Annotated in this window: 16 protein-coding genes; 13 read left to right on the forward strand and 3 right to left on the reverse strand. The window is 64.1% G+C overall.

Annotated elements, in window-relative coordinates; genetic code table 11:
• Positions 1-60 precede the first annotated feature (60 nt).
• The 3 genes from BUB23_RS20305 to BUB23_RS20315 all read left to right on the forward strand — a co-directional run bounded on the left by BUB23_RS20305 (position 61) and on the right by BUB23_RS20315 (position 2,909).
• Positions 61-1,092, forward strand: a complete 1,032-nt coding sequence (locus tag BUB23_RS20305; RefSeq protein WP_073106956.1) for an isocitrate/isopropylmalate dehydrogenase family protein — start codon at positions 61-63, stop codon at positions 1,090-1,092.
• Positions 1,093-1,252: 160 nt separating this feature from the next.
• On the forward strand, positions 1,253-1,933 hold the full coding sequence (locus tag BUB23_RS20310) for a helix-turn-helix domain-containing protein (protein WP_073106958.1): 681 nt from the start codon (positions 1,253-1,255) through the stop codon (positions 1,931-1,933).
• A gap of 64 nt (positions 1,934-1,997) precedes the next feature.
• Positions 1,998-2,909 carry a DMT family transporter gene (locus BUB23_RS20315; RefSeq protein ID WP_073107109.1) on the forward strand — a complete coding sequence of 304 codons (912 nt, stop codon included), beginning with the start codon at positions 1,998-2,000 and terminating at the stop codon, positions 2,907-2,909.
• A gap of 19 nt (positions 2,910-2,928) precedes the next feature.
• On the opposite strand, the gene BUB23_RS20320 is transcribed toward BUB23_RS20315, so the two are convergent.
• A complete protein-coding gene (locus tag BUB23_RS20320; RefSeq protein WP_073106961.1) occupies positions 2,929-3,444 on the reverse strand; it encodes a hypothetical protein in 516 nt (171 codons plus the stop codon).
• Between the two features lie 208 nt (positions 3,445-3,652).
• Positions 3,653-5,137: a sensor domain-containing diguanylate cyclase gene (locus BUB23_RS20325; protein ID WP_073106963.1), complete on the reverse strand. Its 1,485-nt coding sequence runs from the start codon at positions 5,135-5,137 to the stop codon at positions 3,653-3,655.
• A gap of 532 nt (positions 5,138-5,669) precedes the next feature.
• Here BUB23_RS20325 and BUB23_RS20330 point away from each other — a divergent pair.
• From BUB23_RS20330 to BUB23_RS20370, 9 genes are all read left to right on the forward strand, one after another.
• On the forward strand, positions 5,670-6,851 hold the full coding sequence (locus tag BUB23_RS20330; protein ID WP_073106966.1) for an acetyl-CoA C-acyltransferase family protein: 1,182 nt from the start codon (positions 5,670-5,672) through the stop codon (positions 6,849-6,851).
• Complete coding sequence (locus tag BUB23_RS20335; protein WP_425439567.1) at positions 6,826-7,608, forward strand: class I SAM-dependent methyltransferase; 783 nt, start codon at positions 6,826-6,828, stop codon at positions 7,606-7,608. The genes BUB23_RS20330 and BUB23_RS20335 overlap by 26 nt, the downstream gene beginning before the upstream one ends.
• 70 nt (positions 7,609-7,678) lie before the next feature.
• Positions 7,679-8,647 (forward strand): ABC transporter substrate-binding protein, encoded by a 969-nt coding sequence (locus BUB23_RS20340; protein ID WP_073106971.1) that lies wholly within the window; start codon positions 7,679-7,681, stop codon positions 8,645-8,647.
• A gap of 89 nt (positions 8,648-8,736) precedes the next feature.
• The gene (locus tag BUB23_RS20345; RefSeq protein WP_073106975.1) at positions 8,737-9,630 is read left to right on the forward strand and encodes an ABC transporter permease; all 894 of its coding nucleotides are present in this window, start codon (positions 8,737-8,739) and stop codon (positions 9,628-9,630) included.
• Between the two features lies 1 nt (position 9,631).
• Complete coding sequence (locus tag BUB23_RS20350; RefSeq protein ID WP_073106978.1) at positions 9,632-10,426, forward strand: ABC transporter ATP-binding protein; 795 nt, start codon at positions 9,632-9,634, stop codon at positions 10,424-10,426.
• 49 nt (positions 10,427-10,475) lie between these two features.
• The gene (locus BUB23_RS20355) at positions 10,476-11,240 is read left to right on the forward strand and encodes an endonuclease/exonuclease/phosphatase family protein (protein WP_073106980.1); all 765 of its coding nucleotides are present in this window, start codon (positions 10,476-10,478) and stop codon (positions 11,238-11,240) included.
• Positions 11,237-12,448: a cardiolipin synthase ClsB gene (gene clsB, locus BUB23_RS20360; RefSeq protein ID WP_073106985.1), complete on the forward strand. Its 1,212-nt coding sequence runs from the start codon at positions 11,237-11,239 to the stop codon at positions 12,446-12,448. The genes BUB23_RS20355 and clsB overlap by 4 nt, the downstream gene beginning before the upstream one ends.
• Complete coding sequence (locus BUB23_RS20365) at positions 12,445-13,428, forward strand: lysylphosphatidylglycerol synthase transmembrane domain-containing protein (protein WP_073106991.1); 984 nt, start codon at positions 12,445-12,447, stop codon at positions 13,426-13,428. Before clsB ends, BUB23_RS20365 begins: the two co-directional genes overlap by 4 nt.
• A gap of 45 nt (positions 13,429-13,473) precedes the next feature.
• Positions 13,474-14,052: a hypothetical protein gene (locus BUB23_RS20370; RefSeq protein WP_073106994.1), complete on the forward strand. Its 579-nt coding sequence runs from the start codon at positions 13,474-13,476 to the stop codon at positions 14,050-14,052.
• A gap of 30 nt (positions 14,053-14,082) precedes the next feature.
• On the opposite strand, the gene BUB23_RS20375 is transcribed toward BUB23_RS20370, so the two are convergent.
• A complete protein-coding gene (locus tag BUB23_RS20375; RefSeq protein ID WP_073106998.1) occupies positions 14,083-14,400 on the reverse strand; it encodes a BON domain-containing protein in 318 nt (105 codons plus the stop codon).
• A gap of 200 nt (positions 14,401-14,600) precedes the next feature.
• Between BUB23_RS20375 and BUB23_RS20380 the strand changes: the two genes are divergently transcribed.
• A complete protein-coding gene (locus BUB23_RS20380; RefSeq protein WP_073107002.1) occupies positions 14,601-15,881 on the forward strand; it encodes an efflux RND transporter periplasmic adaptor subunit in 1,281 nt (426 codons plus the stop codon).
• Positions 15,882-15,928: the final 47 nt, after the last annotated feature.

The raw sequence follows: 15,928 nt of genomic DNA on the forward strand, positions 1-15,928 counted from the left end.
GACCTGGCCTGAATATCCATACCATACATACCATAGTAATTTCGATAACGGACTGTAACCATGACGATCCAACATAAAGCCTTGATCCCCGCCACCTTGATTCCTGGAGACGGCATCGGCCCGGAAGTCGTGAATGCAGCGGTAGCCGTACTCGACGCATTGAAGGCGCCTTTCGAATGGGACATGCAGCTTGCCGGCGTCGCCGGTCTGCAAGCCAAGGGCGATCCGTTGCCCGAAGATCTGCTGGCCAGCATACGACGCACGGGCCTGGCGCTAAAGGGGCCGTTGACGACGCCTATCGGTGGCGGCTTTCGATCGGCGAATGTCAGGCTGCGTGAAGCATTCAGCCTGTACGCCAATGTGCGCCCCGCTCGTACCATCGTTCCGGGACGCTATGAAAACATAGACATTGTTCTTATCCGTGAAAATCTCGAGGGTTTCTATGTTGCGCATGAACACTATCTGCCGATAGGCGATGACCCGCGCGCTGTCGCAATCTCGGCGGGCGCAAATACGCGTGAAGGCAGCCGCCGCATCGCCCGCTATGCGTTCGAATACGCCCTCAAGCACAATCGCAAGAAAATCACTGTCGTCCACAAGGCGAACGTCCTGAAGATATTGACCGGTTTGTTCCTCGAAGAAGCGCGCAACGTTGCCCGCGAATACGAGGGGCGGGTCCAACTGGACGACCGCATCGTCGATGCGTGCGCCATGCAACTGGTCTTGAACCCCTGGCAGTTTGACATGCTGCTATGCACCAACCTCTTCGGCGATATTCTGTCCGATGAAATAGCCGGATTGGTCGGCGGGCTGGGCTTGGCTCCGGGTGCGAATATAGGCAAGGATGTCGCGATCTTCGAGGCCGTGCATGGATCGGCGCCGGACATCGCGGGACGCGGCATTGCCAATCCGTTGTCTTTGCTGCTGGCTTCCGGCCTGATGCTCGACCATGTGGGCGAGCCTGAAATGGGCGATCGCCTGCGCAAAGCCATACATTTGACGCTGAACGAGGACAATATCAAGACGCCCGATTTGGGCGGCAAGGCGTCGACACGCGATCTTACCCAGGCGCTCATTCAACGGCTTGCCTGATTTTCCAACTCAGGCGATATGATCGCTCTCGCGTATCGGGACGATGTCTAGAAGGCCATGTCGCGCGCACTGGTCCGGTCTATCCCCTCCGGACTGTGGGCTTTGAATCAAAAGATGGGAAAGAAATTGATATACTGGCCGCGATGTGGAGCCCAATACGATGCCGCTCGACCTTTTCCATTCTTGCATGCCTTCGTGCAGCATCCGCCGGTATAGCGGCGAATACATCAGTCACGCCCATGACCATGCGCAGCTGATGTTTGCGCTGCGCGGCCGGATGGAGCTGGAAGTCGGCGGGCGCAGCGCTTTTGCCGACAGTTCCTGCGGCATGATCATTCCGGCTGGCGTGGCCCATGGCTATATGGCGCCGCGCGACGTGCGCATGCTGGTGATCGATGCGCCGGCGCAGGCCGGCATCGACCGCGTGCGACGGTTCGCGGTCACGGCGGCGTGCCGGCGCGGCGCGGCGGGGCCGGACGTCTTCGCCCAGCTGGCCCTGATCCTCGATGCGCCGGGCATTGCCGCGCGCCGCGGCATAGACCTGGAGCGCCTCGACGCGGCGCTGGACCATGCCCTGCATGAACCGTGGACCACGGCGCGCATGGCCGCGCTGTTTTTCCTGAGTCCGCAGCGGTTTCATGCCCGGCTGCTCGAGCTGACCGGCCTGGCGCCGCAGGCCTACCTGCGGGCGCGCCGGCTCGATGCGGCCGGACGCCTGTTGCGCGGCGGCGTTTTGCTCGAGGCCAGCGCCTTGCGGGTGGGCTACCGTTCGGCGAGCGCGCTGGGCCACGCGCTGCGGCGCGATCGCCAATGGGGCGCCCGGCAATTGCGCAAGCGCTGAACCGCAAGACGAGAGTCTCTCGACATTTGGCCGCGCCCGCATGCCCTAGCATGCGCACATGAACATGAAGAATTCCTCGATGACAGGGGCCTGCATGGCGCTGGGCGCGGCCGTGCTGTGGGGCACCACGGGAACGGCGCAGAGTTTCGCGCCGCCGCAGACTTCGCCCTATTGGATAGGCGCGCTGCGCTTGGCCATCGCCTGCCTGTTCTTTGGCGCGTATGCCGCCCGGGGCTGGCGCGGCGGCGGGGCTCGGGTGGCGGCGGGCGGCCGCCGGATGGCGGGCGGGATCCTGCTTGCGGGTTTATGCATGGCCGCGTACAACCTGACATTCTTCGCCGGCGTCAAGGCCACCGGGGTCGCGGTCGGCACGGCGCTGGCCATAGGCAGCGGCCCGGTCTGGGCCGGGGTGCTGCAATTTGCGCTGACCGGGCGGGCGCCGCAAGGAGTCTGGTGGCTGGGAACGGCGCTCGCCGTCGCCGGCGCGGGCCTGATGGTGGCCGTCGCCGGCGGCGGCCTGCGCCTCGATGCAGGAGGCATCACACTATGCTTGCTGGCGGGTCTGGCGTATGCCGGCTATACGCTGATCAGCCAGCGCCTGGTGCGCCGGGCGCCGCCAGCCATCGTGACGCTATGGGTTTTCGGCGTGGCCGCCGCCATTTCCGCCCCGGCGGCATTCATCGTGGCCGGCCCCTTTTCCTCGACCGCGGCGGGCTGGACCGTGGTGACCTATCTGGGGGTGGTGTCGACAGGGGTCGCTTTTCTTCTGTTCAGCCATGCATTGCAGTATATTTCGGGGCCTTCGGGAGTGACGCTGGCGCTGGCCGAGCCGGTCACGGCCTTTGCCCTGGCGGTTTTCGTCGTGGGGGAGCGCCCGCCAGCCACCGCCTTCGCGGGCCTGGGAATGGTGCTGGCGGGGCTTGCCGCGGTGGTATGGACAGAGGCGCGCGGCCGCCGCGGCGGCAAAGCCGCCTGACTTTTTGGCGATATCCTGCCTATTTCGCATGCCCCATCAGGGAATTGACCAAGTGGTGCCAATGGCGCCGCTTGGGCTTCTTGCCGGGTACCGTGTAGACGGATCGGCTCACTGGCAGGTGCATGCGGGCCTGGGCCGACGCCGCGCCCCGATGCGTCCGGGCCGGAGCGGCGTCGTCCGCGGCGGGCGCGGTTTCGTGATATTGCGGGTTCCGGCTGGCGTCGGCCGCGCCGCCGGGGGCATCGTCCGGTTCGTAGGCGCTGGGCGAACAGAGCGTCAGTGCGCTGAAGACGACGACGACCCAGAAGATGAGGGCCAGCGTCACGGCGATCAGCCCATCGAAGCTGGCGTAGCCGGTGGCCGGCGTAGCCTGGATATGGAGCGCGGTGGAAAGGTAAGGAATATGGCCCAGGCCTTCGACCATCAGGTTGCCAGGCAGGCGGTATACGAGCTTGACCGCTTCCCAGAGTTCCCAGAGGCTGTAGCGGCCGTCGCCGTTGAGGTCGACGACGAGATGCAAGGACTGGATGTTCATGGCGGCTCCTTTTGTCAAGCTGGGCCAGCCATTGCGGCCAGTGGTCCAGCCTTGAATCCGGCGGCGCGGCAACCTAGCCCGTCACCAACACATGATGTTTGGTAACACTATAGACCCTGGCATGGCGTAATTCAAGAGCCGTCTTCCCCGGGGCCGTGGCGCGGCGCGCAAGGCCCCGGCGCGCCGCGCAGGACCGGGCCGGCGGACGCTACGCCTGGCGCCTGTCTTCGCCGTTGCCGGAATAATGCTGGCGCTTGTCTTCGTACATCGCCATGTCGGCCTCGCGCAGGGCGTCGGGCAGGCGATGGCTTTCCCGGCAAGTCGCGATACCCATGGACAGGCTGAGCGCCGGGCCCGTATAGAACTGGTTGTTGAGTTCCACCAACTGGCGGATGCTGTTGAGTATGCCATTGCCTTCCTGCTCCTCGATGCCGGGCAGCAGGACCATGAATTCATCACCGCCTATGCGGGCGGCCTGGGATGATTTTTCTATGGCCTTGCTCAGAACCTCCCCGGTGCGCCGCAGCAGCGCGTCGCCAACGGAGTGGCCGAGGTTGTCGTTGGTGTCTTTCAAGCCGTTCAGGTCTATGGCGATCACGGTGATGGGCAGCGGCCCCTTCCTGGACAAACGCTTGACCTCCTCGACATAGAAAGTGCGGTTTTTCAGCGTGGTCAGGACGTCGTGCGTGCCGAGATATTCCAGATAGGCCTCGGCCTTCTTGCGCGCGGTGATGTCGGTGAGGGCCAGCAGCACCAGGTCCCAGTTCTCTTCGTGGCCGCAGAATACCGAGAGCTGCAGGTGGATATGCAGTTTGCTGCCATCGAGCGCGTAATTGATCACTTCGCGCTGCTGGAACAGGCGACCTTCCCAGAGATCCAGCAGTTGCTCGCGGAAACTGGTCCGCATTTCGTCGCGGAACACTTCGGGCAGGCGTCCCAGCAGGCTGGCCTTGTCCGGCGCCTTGAACATGTCCAGCGTATAGCTGTTGACGTCGAACACCTGGATTTCGCTCATGCAGCGCTCGACGAAATCAGGATGGACGTCGGTGAAGGTGCGGAAATCCGTGATTCCCTGCCGGCGCACGTCGTCAAGCAGCGTCTTGATGCTGCGGAAATCCTCGACCCAAAGGGAAACCGGCGCATGCTCGAACACGCCGCGCGCGTATTGCTCGCTGGCGGCCGCCCGGCGACGGGCGTCTTCCAGCTCGGTGATGTCGTCCACCGCGACCAGCACCCGGTCCCAGCTGGTTTCACGATCCTGCAGGATCACGCCTTTGAGCAGGATATCGAGGCGGCGGCCGTCCAGGGCATAGTTCACGCTCTTGCTCTGGAAGGCGCCCTGTCCGGTCCAGAGCTGCTCCAGCTCGTCCAGGTAGGCCTCGAACATGTCGTCGCGCAGCACTTCGTCCAGCCGTCCCGCGAGTTCGCCGAACGAGTCCGCGGCATAGAGCGCCAAGGTATGCTGATTGACGCGCAGCACCCGGATGCTGGCGGAGCAGGCGGCGGCCCGGCGCGGGTCCTCCAGCAGGAAGCCGCGCAAATCGGCCACGCCGTCCCCGCGCCAGGCGTCGAAGAGCCGGCGCAGTCCGCTATAGTCCTCCAGCCACAAGGAGCAGGGCATGAGATCGAAAAAGTCAGGCACCTCTATGGCCGTGTTGAGGGAGGGTGTTCCGGGGCTGATGCCTGCTTGCATGGGGTCGCGTTTATGGTGATGGATGGGCTCAAGAGCGGGATTTTTGGCGCTGAAAGCCTGCTGATATTACGTTAGGAGGCGCGTTCGTGCAAAAAAATGCATATTTTTGTCCGCCGCGGCTCGCCCGCATGCGCCTGCGCATGATCTAAGTCTTTGAGCTGATTGGCTTTATTTGCCATAATGGAGTACCCTTATAGAGTACAGGGGCGCGGGGTGCGCCCCTTGTAATGCACTAGGAGAGCTAAGCATGTCACCAAAACCGACCCAAAAAAAGCAGCCTTTTGTCATTGAGCCTCTGAATTGGGTAGCTCCGGAGGTCGACCGCGACGAACCGGTAAAACGCACAGAGGACGCCAAACCGCCCGTAGCTGCGAAAGACTCCCGCAGCTGAGCCGCGGGCGGTACCCGAATGGATAGCGGCAGGGGCGACTCCCTGCCGTTTTTTTCGTCCATCGTTTTTGGCCGATGATGATAGCGCGTTATTATCCGGTATCGAGCCATCCGCTATTGCCATCAAATCAGGAGACCCATTATGGAAGACGTTGTTGTTGTCGGAGCATGCCGCACTGCCATAGGCGACTTTGGCGGAGGCCTCAAAGACGTGCCTCCCTGCGATTTGGGCGCCACAGTCGTGCGCGCCGTGCTGGACCGCAGCAATGTTTCCGCCGCCGACGTCGGGCACGTCGTGTTCGGGCATGTGATCAATACCGAGCCGCGCGATATGTATTTGTCGCGCGTGGCGGCCATGAACGCCGGCATCGGCCAGGGCACGCCGGCGTTCAATGTGAACCGCCTCTGCGGCTCCGGCCTGCAAGCCATCATTTCCGCCGCGCAGGCGCTCAAGCTGGGCGATGCCGAGATCGCCATCGGCGCCGGCGCCGAAAGCATGAGCCGCGCGCCATACATCGTTCCTTCCCATCGCTGGGGCGCCCGCATGGGCGACAGCGCCATGCTGGACATGATGACGGGCGCCTTGTCCGATCCCTTCGACAAAATGCACATGGGCGTGACGGCCGAAAACGTGGCCCAGAAGTACGCGATTTCGCGCGCCGAGCAGGATGCCCTGGCGCTGACTTCGCATCAACGCGCCGAGGCGGCCATCGCCAATGGCCATTTCAAAGAACAGATCGTCCCGGTCGTGCAGAAGACCCGCAAGGGCGATGTGGTCTTCGATACCGACCAGCATGTGCGCATGGGCGCGACGGCCGAGAATTTTTCTTCCCTCAAGCCGGTTTTCGTCAAAGAAAACGGCACGGTCACGGCCGGCAACGCTTCCGGCCTGAACGACGGCGCCGGCGCCGTCCTGTTGATGACGGCGTCCGCCGCCAAGGCGCGCGGGCTCAAGCCCATGGCGCGGCTGGTTTCGTACGGCCACGCCGGCGTCGACCCCAAATACATGGGCATGGGGCCGGTGCCCGCCACCCGCATCGCCCTTGAAAAGGCCGGGCTGACCATAGGCCAGCTCGACGTGATCGAAGCCAACGAAGCCTTCGCGGCCCAGGCCTGCGCCGTGAGCAAAGAACTCGGACTGGATGGCAAGAAGGTCAATCCGAATGGCAGCGGCATAAGCCTGGGGCATCCCATAGGCGCCACCGGCGCGATCATCACCGTCAAGGCCCTGCATGAGCTGGAACGCATCCAGGGCCGCTATGCGCTGGTCACGATGTGCATAGGCGGCGGGCAGGGCATTGCCGCCATCTTCGAGCGTGTTTGAGGCCCAGCCCTGGGAAGCCGACGAGCCCACGCTATCCGAGCTCGGCGGCATCCGCTACCTGCATTTCGGCACCGAGTGGGTGCAGGGCGCCATGCGCGTGGGCAAGCCGGCGGAACTGGTGCTGGCCTATACGCAGCAAATGATGGCGTGGCTGCTGTTTCTCGAGCCGTCCAAAGACGATGCGGTGGGTATCCTGGGCCTGGGCGCGGGCTCCTTGCTGCGGTACACGCTCAAGCATACGCCGGCATCGGTCGAGACGACGGAATGGAATCCGCGGGTTACCGCCATGTGCCGGGCCTATTTCCGCCTGCCCGATACGCCGCGCTCGGTCATCGACCACTGCGATGCCGCCGTCTGGGTGGCCAAGCGCAGGAATATCGGCCGCTACATGGCATTGATGGTCGATCTGTACGATGCCGACGCGCAGGGCCCGGTGCGCGACACGCTGGAGTTCTACCAGGGATGCTATCGCGCCCTGGCCGATGTCGGCATCATGACGGTGAACCTGTTCGGCGACCACGCCAGCTTCCCGCCCAATCTGGACAATATCCGCAAGGCGTTCAAGGGCAGGGTGCTGGAATTGCCCGAGATCGACGCGGGCAACCGGGTGGTGCTGGCGTTCAAGGGGCCTGTGCTGGATGTCTCGACCCTGCAATTGCTCGACCGCGCCGACGCGGTCGAGGCGGCTTACGGGCTGCCCGCGCGCCGCTGGGCGAAAGCGTTGCTGGCGCGGCATGGCGCGACAATCCGCTCCTGAACGCGTTAGACTTATGCCTATCCGCGACACAAGGCAAAGGTAGTCGTTCATCATTCGTTAAGGAGCTTCCATGAAGTTTAGCAAGTCTGCCAAGTCCGCCCTGGGCGCCGTGGCGCTGGCCGGCGTGCTGGCGCAAGCCCCGGTTCTCGCCCAGTCTGTCGCGGTCACGTCGATTGTCGAGCATCCGGCGCTTGACGCCATCAAGGACGGGGTCAGGGAAGCGCTTGCCAAGGCGGGCTACACCGATGCCAAGGGGCTGAAGTGGCAATTCCAGACGGCGCAGGGCAATACGGCCATCGCGGCTCAAATCGCCCGCAAGTACGTGGGCGACCAGCCCGACGTCATCGTGGCCATCGCCACGCCCTCGGCGCAAGCCGTCGTGGCCGCCACCAAAACCATACCCGTGGTGTATTCCGCCGTGACGGACCCGGTCGCCGCCCAGCTGGTCAAGACCATGGACGCTTCGGGAACCAACGTCACCGGCGTATCCGACAGCCTGGCGCTCGAAAAACAGGTCCAGCTCATCAAGAAAGTGGTGCCCCAGGCCAAGCGCGTTGGGATGGTCTACAACCCCGGCGAGGCGAACTCGATGGTGGTGGTCAAGCAGATGCGCGAACTCCTGCCCAAGGCGGGCCTGTCCCTGGTCGAGGCGACCGCCGCGCGCACGGTGGATGTGGGCGCGGCCGCCCGCAGCCTGGTGGGCAAGGTGGATGTCATCTACACCAACACGGATAACAACGTCGTCTCCGCCTACGAGTCCCTGGTCAAGGTGGGCAACGACGCCAAGATCCCGCTCATCGCATCGGACACCGATAGCGTCAAGCGCGGCGCGATCGCGGCGCTGGGCGTGAACTATCACGACCTGGGCATACAGACCGGCAAGCTGGTCATCAAGATACTGAAAGGCCAGCCGGCCGGCACGCTGGCGTCCGAAACCAGCGACAAGCTCGAGCTCTACGTCAACCGCGCCGCGGCCAAGAAGCAGGGGGTGGAGCTGTCGGAGGCCTTCCTCAAGTCGGCCACCAAGGTTGTCGATTAAAATACCCGCGTCGATGAAACAGGTGGGTTGTCGCAAGCAACCCACCTGTTTCTTTTTGCTTACTTTGGCCGGGGCCGGTACACACCAACATGTCACTTTATTCTTTATGGGGCGCGCTCGAGATCGGGCTGATTTTCGGGCTGGTCGCGCTGGGCGTGCTGATTTCCTTCCGCATGCTGCGCTTTCCCGACCTGACGGTCGACGGCAGCTTTCCGCTGGGCGGCGCCGCCGCCGCCACGCTGATCAGCGCTGGCGTGGACCCCTTCAGCGCCACGCTGGCGGCGACCTGCGCGGGCGCCGTCGCGGGAATGCTCACCGGCTGGTTGAACGTCAAATTGAAGATCATGGATCTGCTGGCCAGCATTCTGATGATGATCGCCCTGTATTCGATCAACCTGCGCGTCATGGGCCGGCCCAATGTGCCGCTTATCTCGGAGCCCACCGTATTCACCCTATTGCAGCCCGACGGCGTCAGCGATTACATCGCGCGCCCCCTGATGCTGCTGGTGCTGCTCGTCGTGATCAAGTTCGCGCTGGACTGGTTTTTCTCGACCAAGACCGGGCTGGCGATGCGGGCGACGGGGTCCAACCCGCGCATGGCCCGCTCGCAGGGCGTGGCCACCGGCGCCATGCTGCTGGTCGGCATGGCGCTTTCCAATGCCTTGTGCGCCCTGGCGGGCGCGCTTTTCGCGCAATCGCAGGGCGGCGCCGACATCTCCATGGGCATAGGCACTATCGTCATCGGCCTGGCCGCGGTGATCGTGGGCGAAAGCATCATGCCGTCGCGCAAATTGTTCGTCGTGACGCTGGCCGTCATTGTGGGCGCGGTGCTTTACCGTTTCTTCATCGCCCTGGCCCTGAATGCCGATTTCATCGGCCTGCAGGCGCAGGACCTGAACCTCGTCACGGCGCTCCTGGTGACATTCGCGCTGGTGATTCCTTTGATCAAGCAAGGCCTGCGCGGCAAGAAAGGGGGCCGCTGAGATGCTGAGCGCCAAGAACCTGAGCATTACCTTCAATCCCGGCACCGCCATCGAAACCAGGGCATTGCGCGGATTGTCCCTGGAGATCCCCGCCGGCCAGTTCGTGACCGTGATCGGCTCCAACGGCGCGGGCAAGTCGACGCTGCTCAACGCCGTGTCGGGGGACCTGTCCGTCGATAGCGGCTCGATTGTCATCGACGGCCAGGATGTCACCGGCCAGCCGGTATGGACCCGCGCCCGCCAGGTGGCGCGCGTATTCCAGGACCCTATGGCGGGCACCTGCGAAGACCTCACGATCGAGGAGAACATGGCGCTGGCCTATAGCCGCGGGCAGCGGCGCGGGCTGTCCCTGGCGGTAAAAAGCCATATGCGCGGCGAATTCCGCGAGCGCCTCGCCACGCTGGGGCTGGGCCTGGAAAACCGCCTCGGCGACCGCATAGGCTTGCTGTCGGGCGGCCAGCGCCAGGCGGTCAGCCTGCTGATGGCGGCCTTGCAGCCCTCGCGCATCCTGTTGCTGGACGAGCATACAGCGGCCCTGGATCCCCGCACGGCCCAGTTCGTGCTGGAACTTACCACGCGCATCGTGGCCGAGAACAGGCTGACCACCATGATGGTCACCCACAGCATGCGCCAGGCACTGGACGTCGGCGAGCGCACCGTCATGCTGCATCAGGGCGATGTCGTGCTCGACGTGGCGGGTCCGCAGCGCCAGGGCCTGGATGTGCCCGACCTGCTGGTCATGTTCGAGCGCGTGCGGGGCGAGACCATTTCGGATGACGGACTGCTGCTGGGATAGCGCGGCACGCTAATTGCTGGCGGGTTGTATTCTGACTTCGTTGGCGCCCATGACTATAGCCAGTGCACCCGCAACACTAAAGATACTGACCGTAAATACGCACAAGGGATTTACGTTCTTCAATCGCCGCTTCATCCTGCATGAATTGCGCGATGCCATCCGGGCGACGCACGCCGATATTGTCTTTCTGCAGGAAGTGCTGGGGGCGCATGAAGTCCACGCCCTGCGCCTGGCGGGCTGGCCGTCCGTCAGCCAGTACGAATTCCTCGCCGATTCCATCTGGGACGACTTCGCCTACGGCCGCAATGCCGTCTATCCGCACGGGCATCACGGCAACGCCTTGCTGTCGAAATTTCCCATTACGCACTATGACAACCTCGACATATCGGTGGGCAAGCACGAGAAAAGAGGAATGCTGCATTGCGTCCTGCGGCCTCCCCATTCAGGGATGGACATACATGTGGTGTGCGTGCACCTGGGCCTGCATGAAAGGCACCGTTCGAGCCAGCTGGCTTTGCTTTGCGGCCTGCTCAAGGATGAAATTCCCCCGGAGGCGCCGCTGGTGGTCGCCGGCGACTTCAATGACTGGCGCCTGCGCGGCCAGAAGACGCTGATGCGCTCCAGCGGCCTGAAGGAAGTTTTCGCGGAGTGCCATGGCCAGGTTTCGCGGACATTTCCGGCCCGCTTCCCGCTATTGCGCCTGGACCGCATCTATGTGCGCAACATGGCGCACTTCCGGCCGGTCGCGCTGGCGTCCAGGCCCTGGATGCATTTGTCGGACCATGCGCCGCTCGCCGCGGAGGTCACACTATGACGGTCAAGTGGACATCGGGCAATGCGCTGGAATTGCTGGAGAACGGCGAAGCGTTTTTCCCCGCCGTTTTCGACGCGATACGCAAGGCCGAACGCAGCGTGCTGCTTGAGACTTTCATTATCTTCGAGGACAAGGTCGGCAATGAACTGCGGCAAGTGTTGCTGGAGGCCGCGAGGCGCGGGGTGCAGGTGGAAGTCACCGTGGACGGCTACGGTTCGGCCGACCTGACGCCGGAATTCGTCCAGGCCCTGACTTCGGCGGGCGCGGGCTTTCATGTCTTCGATCCCCGGCCCAAGCGCATGGGCATGCGCACCAATCTGTTCCGGCGCCTGCATCGCAAGATAGTGGTGGTCGATGGCGTGCTGGCTTTCGTGGGCGGCATCAATTTCAGCGCCGACCACTTGGCGGATTTCGGCCCGACGGCCAAGCAGGACTACGCCATTTCGATACGCGGCCCTTTGGTCGACGAGATAGGGCGTTTCGCGCTGGAGGCTCTGTCGCCCGTGCGGCCGCGGTTTTCATGGCGCGGGCTGATCAGGCGCCCGGCCAGGCACGCGCCGGCCGACGGCGACAGCGTCGCCGCGCTGGTGCTGCGCGACAACGATCATCACAAGAACGATATAGAGCAGCACTACCGCATAGGCATACGCGCCGCCAGGCAGGACATCACCATCGCCAATGCCTATTTCTTTCCCGGCTACCGCTTCCTGCGCGACCTGCGCAAGGCCGCCCAGCGAGGGGTGCGCGTACGGTTGATCCTGCAGGGCGAGCCCGACATGGCCATTGCCCGTTTCGTGGCGACCATGCTCTACGATTATCTGCTGTCGGCGGGAGTGCAGATCTATGAATACTGCGAACGGCCGCTGCACGGCAAAGTGGCGACCGTCGACGGCATATGGTCGACGGTGGGGTCCAGCAACCTGGACCCCTTGAGCCTGGCCCTGAACCTGGAGGCCAATGTCATGATCCGCGACAGGGCCTTCACCTCGCAGCTGCAGCAGCGGCTGGACGCGCTGGTCGAGGATCACTGCCAGCTGATGCAGCGCCTGACGCCGCCGCGCCGCAAGATCCAGCGGGTTTTCGTCGGCGTCTTCGTTTTCCATTTTCTGCGGCGCTTCCCCTCCTGGGCCGGATGGCTGCCGGCCCGCAAAGCGCAATTGACCTCGTTTCCCGCGGCGGGCGAACAGGCCAGCGAAGGCCATTCATGAGCGCCCCGCGGTGGCGCAGCGTTTTCGCCTGGATCAAGCGCCACTGGGGCGTGATCCGGAAAGTGCTGACGGGATGCTTTGTCGCGCTCATCCTGACGCTGCTGGGGATGGCGGTCGTCGAGATAGACTGGAGAGAAGTCCTGGCGGCCATCCACAAGCTGCCGGGCAGGGCTTTATGGCTGGCCGCGCTGATCACCGCGGCCAGCTATACCGTATACAGCAGCTTCGATCTGCTTGGCAAGTGGTACACGGAACATGGCCTGGCCTGGTGGCGGACCATGATGGTCGGCTTCATCAGCTATGCCTTCACCATGAGCATGGGCGCGCCGGTGGGCGGCCTGGGCCTGCGCCTGCGCCTGTATGCCAAGCAGGGCTTGCAGCAGGGAGTGATCATGCGCGTGATGGGGCTGAGCCTGACCACCAACTGGATGGGCTACACGCTGCTGGCGGGCGCCATATTCGCGGCGGGCATGGTCGAACTGCCGCCCGGCTGGAAGCTCGATAACGGGCCCTTGCGCCTGATCGGCGCCGCGATGGTGGCGGCCGGCTGCGCCTATCTGGGGCTCTGCGCGTTTTCGCGCACCCGTTCGTGGACCGTGCTGGGCCACGAAATAGAACTGCCGTCCATCGGCATGGCGGCATTGCAGATAAGCCTGGCCATCCTGAACTGGATGCTGATCGGCGCGGTGATTTATGTGTTGCTGCAGCAGCGCATCGCCTACCCGATGGTGCTGGGCGCGCTGCTGATCAGCGCGATCGCTGGCGCGCTGGCGCATATACCCGGGGGCATAGGCGTCATCGAGTCGGTATTCATCGCCTTGCTGGGCGCTTCCATGGGGCGGGCCGAGATCCTGGGCAGTCTGCTGGTCTATCGCGCCATCTACTATCTGGCGCCCCTGCTCCTGGCAGGCACATGGTATCTGGCCACGGAAGTGAAGATGCGCAAATTCGCCCGGCATGCAAATTGCTCGCCCAAGTAATCAGCGCGGCGCCGGCAGGCGCCGCCAGCAACAAGGGGAACCATTATGTCGCTCATCGTAGCAGCCCGCTTTGAAACCTTCGACGCCGCCGAGAAAGCCGCGGCGGCCCTGATGGATGCAGGCGTGACGCCCGACGCCCTGCATACTTTCTTCGTCAATCCGCCAGGCGCCCATGACCGTTACCCTCTGGGCGGCGATATGGCCGCCGATCCGGACTCCGAGGGCGCGCCCTATAGCGCGGTGGGAGGCGCCGCCGCCGTAGGCGTGGTGGGCGCCCTGGTGGGGGGCGTCATCGCCTTCACATTCGCCGATTCGGTCCTGCCGGTGGTGGGCGGCGCCGGGGTGGGGGCTTATATCGGTTCGCTGGCCGGAGCGATGTACTCGCTGGGCAAGGCGCGTCCGCGCCGCACCCATGAACAGGCCGCCCAGGCCAAGAGCCATGAAGGCCGGAAATCGGGCGTATTGCTGGCCGTCCATACCTCGCGCGAGCATGAAAAGCGCATGGCGGCCATATTGCGCAGCGCCGGGGGCGTCGAGGTGGAGCGCGCCGAGGGCCGCTGGACCAACGGGCACTGGGAGGATTTCGATCCCCTGGTGAGCCCGGAACTCGAAAAGAACTTCTAGCGCGGCCGCCCGGGCGGCGGCCGGCGGGCTTCAAGGCTGTCCGACCTTGATGTCGAAGTCGACCTTTTTCACACCGGGAACCTGGCGGGCCGCCTGCACGGCGTTGCGCGCGGCGAGGTTGCTGTCGGCCGTGCCGCGCAGCGTCACGACGGCCTCGTAAGTCGATACCTGGATATTGTTGGCGTGTATGCCCGGCACGCCCACGACCGCCGCCTCGACATTGGTGTTGATGGACGCATCGTCGTTATACTGCGCCGCGGCCCGCGGGGTGGGGTCGCCCGCGCAAGCGCTCAGCGCGACCGCCATTGCCATCAGGACGAAGGCGGTGGAAAATCTGCGATTGGTCATGGGAGCTCCTTCAAGTGAGTGGTTCGAAAGCCCTTGGGGCCGCGTTTGTTCAGCAAGCCGTGTGCCGCCCGCATGTGGTCAAAAATAGATCTACTCCGGGTCGCGGGCCGCTTTTTCGCTTTATACTCACGCTTTACTAAAAACCAGAACGGTCACCGCTGTGCGCGCGCACAGCACGCCATGCTGTACAGGAGTCTTGAATGTCGAACCTTCGTCTGCCTTATGGGCAGCAAGTCCGCGTGGTCGCTTTGTCTTCCCTGCTTTTGCTTGCCGCCTGCGGCGAAAAACCACAACAGGCCGCGCAAGGCGACATGAAAGTCCCCGTCAGCGTCGTGACCGTGCAGCCCACGCCAACCGAAGTCCTGGTGGAACTCCCCGGGCGGGTCGAAGCCATCAAGGACGCCCAGATCCGCGCGCGCGTCAACGGCATCGTCACCGAAATCAATTTCGTCCAGGGCGGGGACGTCAAGGCCGGGCAGTTGCTGTTCACGATAGACCCGGCGCCTTATCGCGCGGCTCGCGCCCAGGCCGCGGCTCAATTGCAGCGCGCGCAGGCCGACGCCAAGAGCGCCCGCCTGCTGGCGCAGCGCTATTCCACGCTGATCAAGGCCAATGCCGTGAGCCGGCAGGAATACGATAACGCCACGGCCGCGGCTGGCCAGGCCGACGCCGCCATTGCCGCCGCGAAGGCTGCTCTGGATACCGCCGACATCGACCTGGGCTATACCAAGGTGGTCTCGCCCATCGATGGCCGTATCGGAAAATCCCTGGTCACGGAAGGGGCCCTGGTAAGCGCCACCGCGGCCACGCAGATGGCCACGGTGCAGCAACTGGACCGGGTGTATGTGGACCTGACCCGGTCCACGACCGAATTGGCGCAATTGCGCCGCGCCCTGGCCAACGGCGAGCTCGAACGATTGGGCGACGGCGACGCCAAAGCGCAGGCCGTGCTCGAGGACGGGTCCAACTACGATCTGCCGGGCAAATTGCTGTTCTCCGGCGTGACGGTGGATCCGACCACCGGGCAGGTCAATTTGCGCGCCGAATTCCCCAATCCAGACAATATCCTGCTGCCCGGTATGTATGTGCGGGTACGGCTGCAGCAGGGCGTCGACGAAAAAGCCTTGCTGGTGCCGCAACAGGCGTTGCAGCGCACGGCCGATGGCCTGAGCAGCCTCATGCTGGTCAAGGATGGCAAGGTCGAGGTCAAAGCGGTTACGGTGGGCCCGGGGATCGGCGGCAAATGGATCATTTCCAAGGGCCTTGCCGCCGGCGACGTGGTGATAGTCGAAGGCTTCCAGAAGATCCGCCCGGGAGCGGCGGTGCAAGGCATTCCATGGGATCCGCAAGCCAAGGCCGGGGACGCGAAAGCGCCGCCGGCCGCCAAGGCAGACGCCGGGGCGCCCGGACCGGGCGCCGAGAAACCGGAAAGCCAGCCCGCCGACGAGACGCCGTCTTCCAAGCCCGCCCCCAAGGGGTGAGTCGCTAGCTTGTGCAGGCCGCCATCGCGGCCTGCAACGTTAAATGC

It is taken from the genome of Pollutimonas bauzanensis, assembly GCF_900129885.1.
In the GTDB taxonomy this organism is placed as follows: Bacteria; Pseudomonadota; Gammaproteobacteria; order Burkholderiales; family Burkholderiaceae_B; genus Pollutimonas; species Pollutimonas bauzanensis.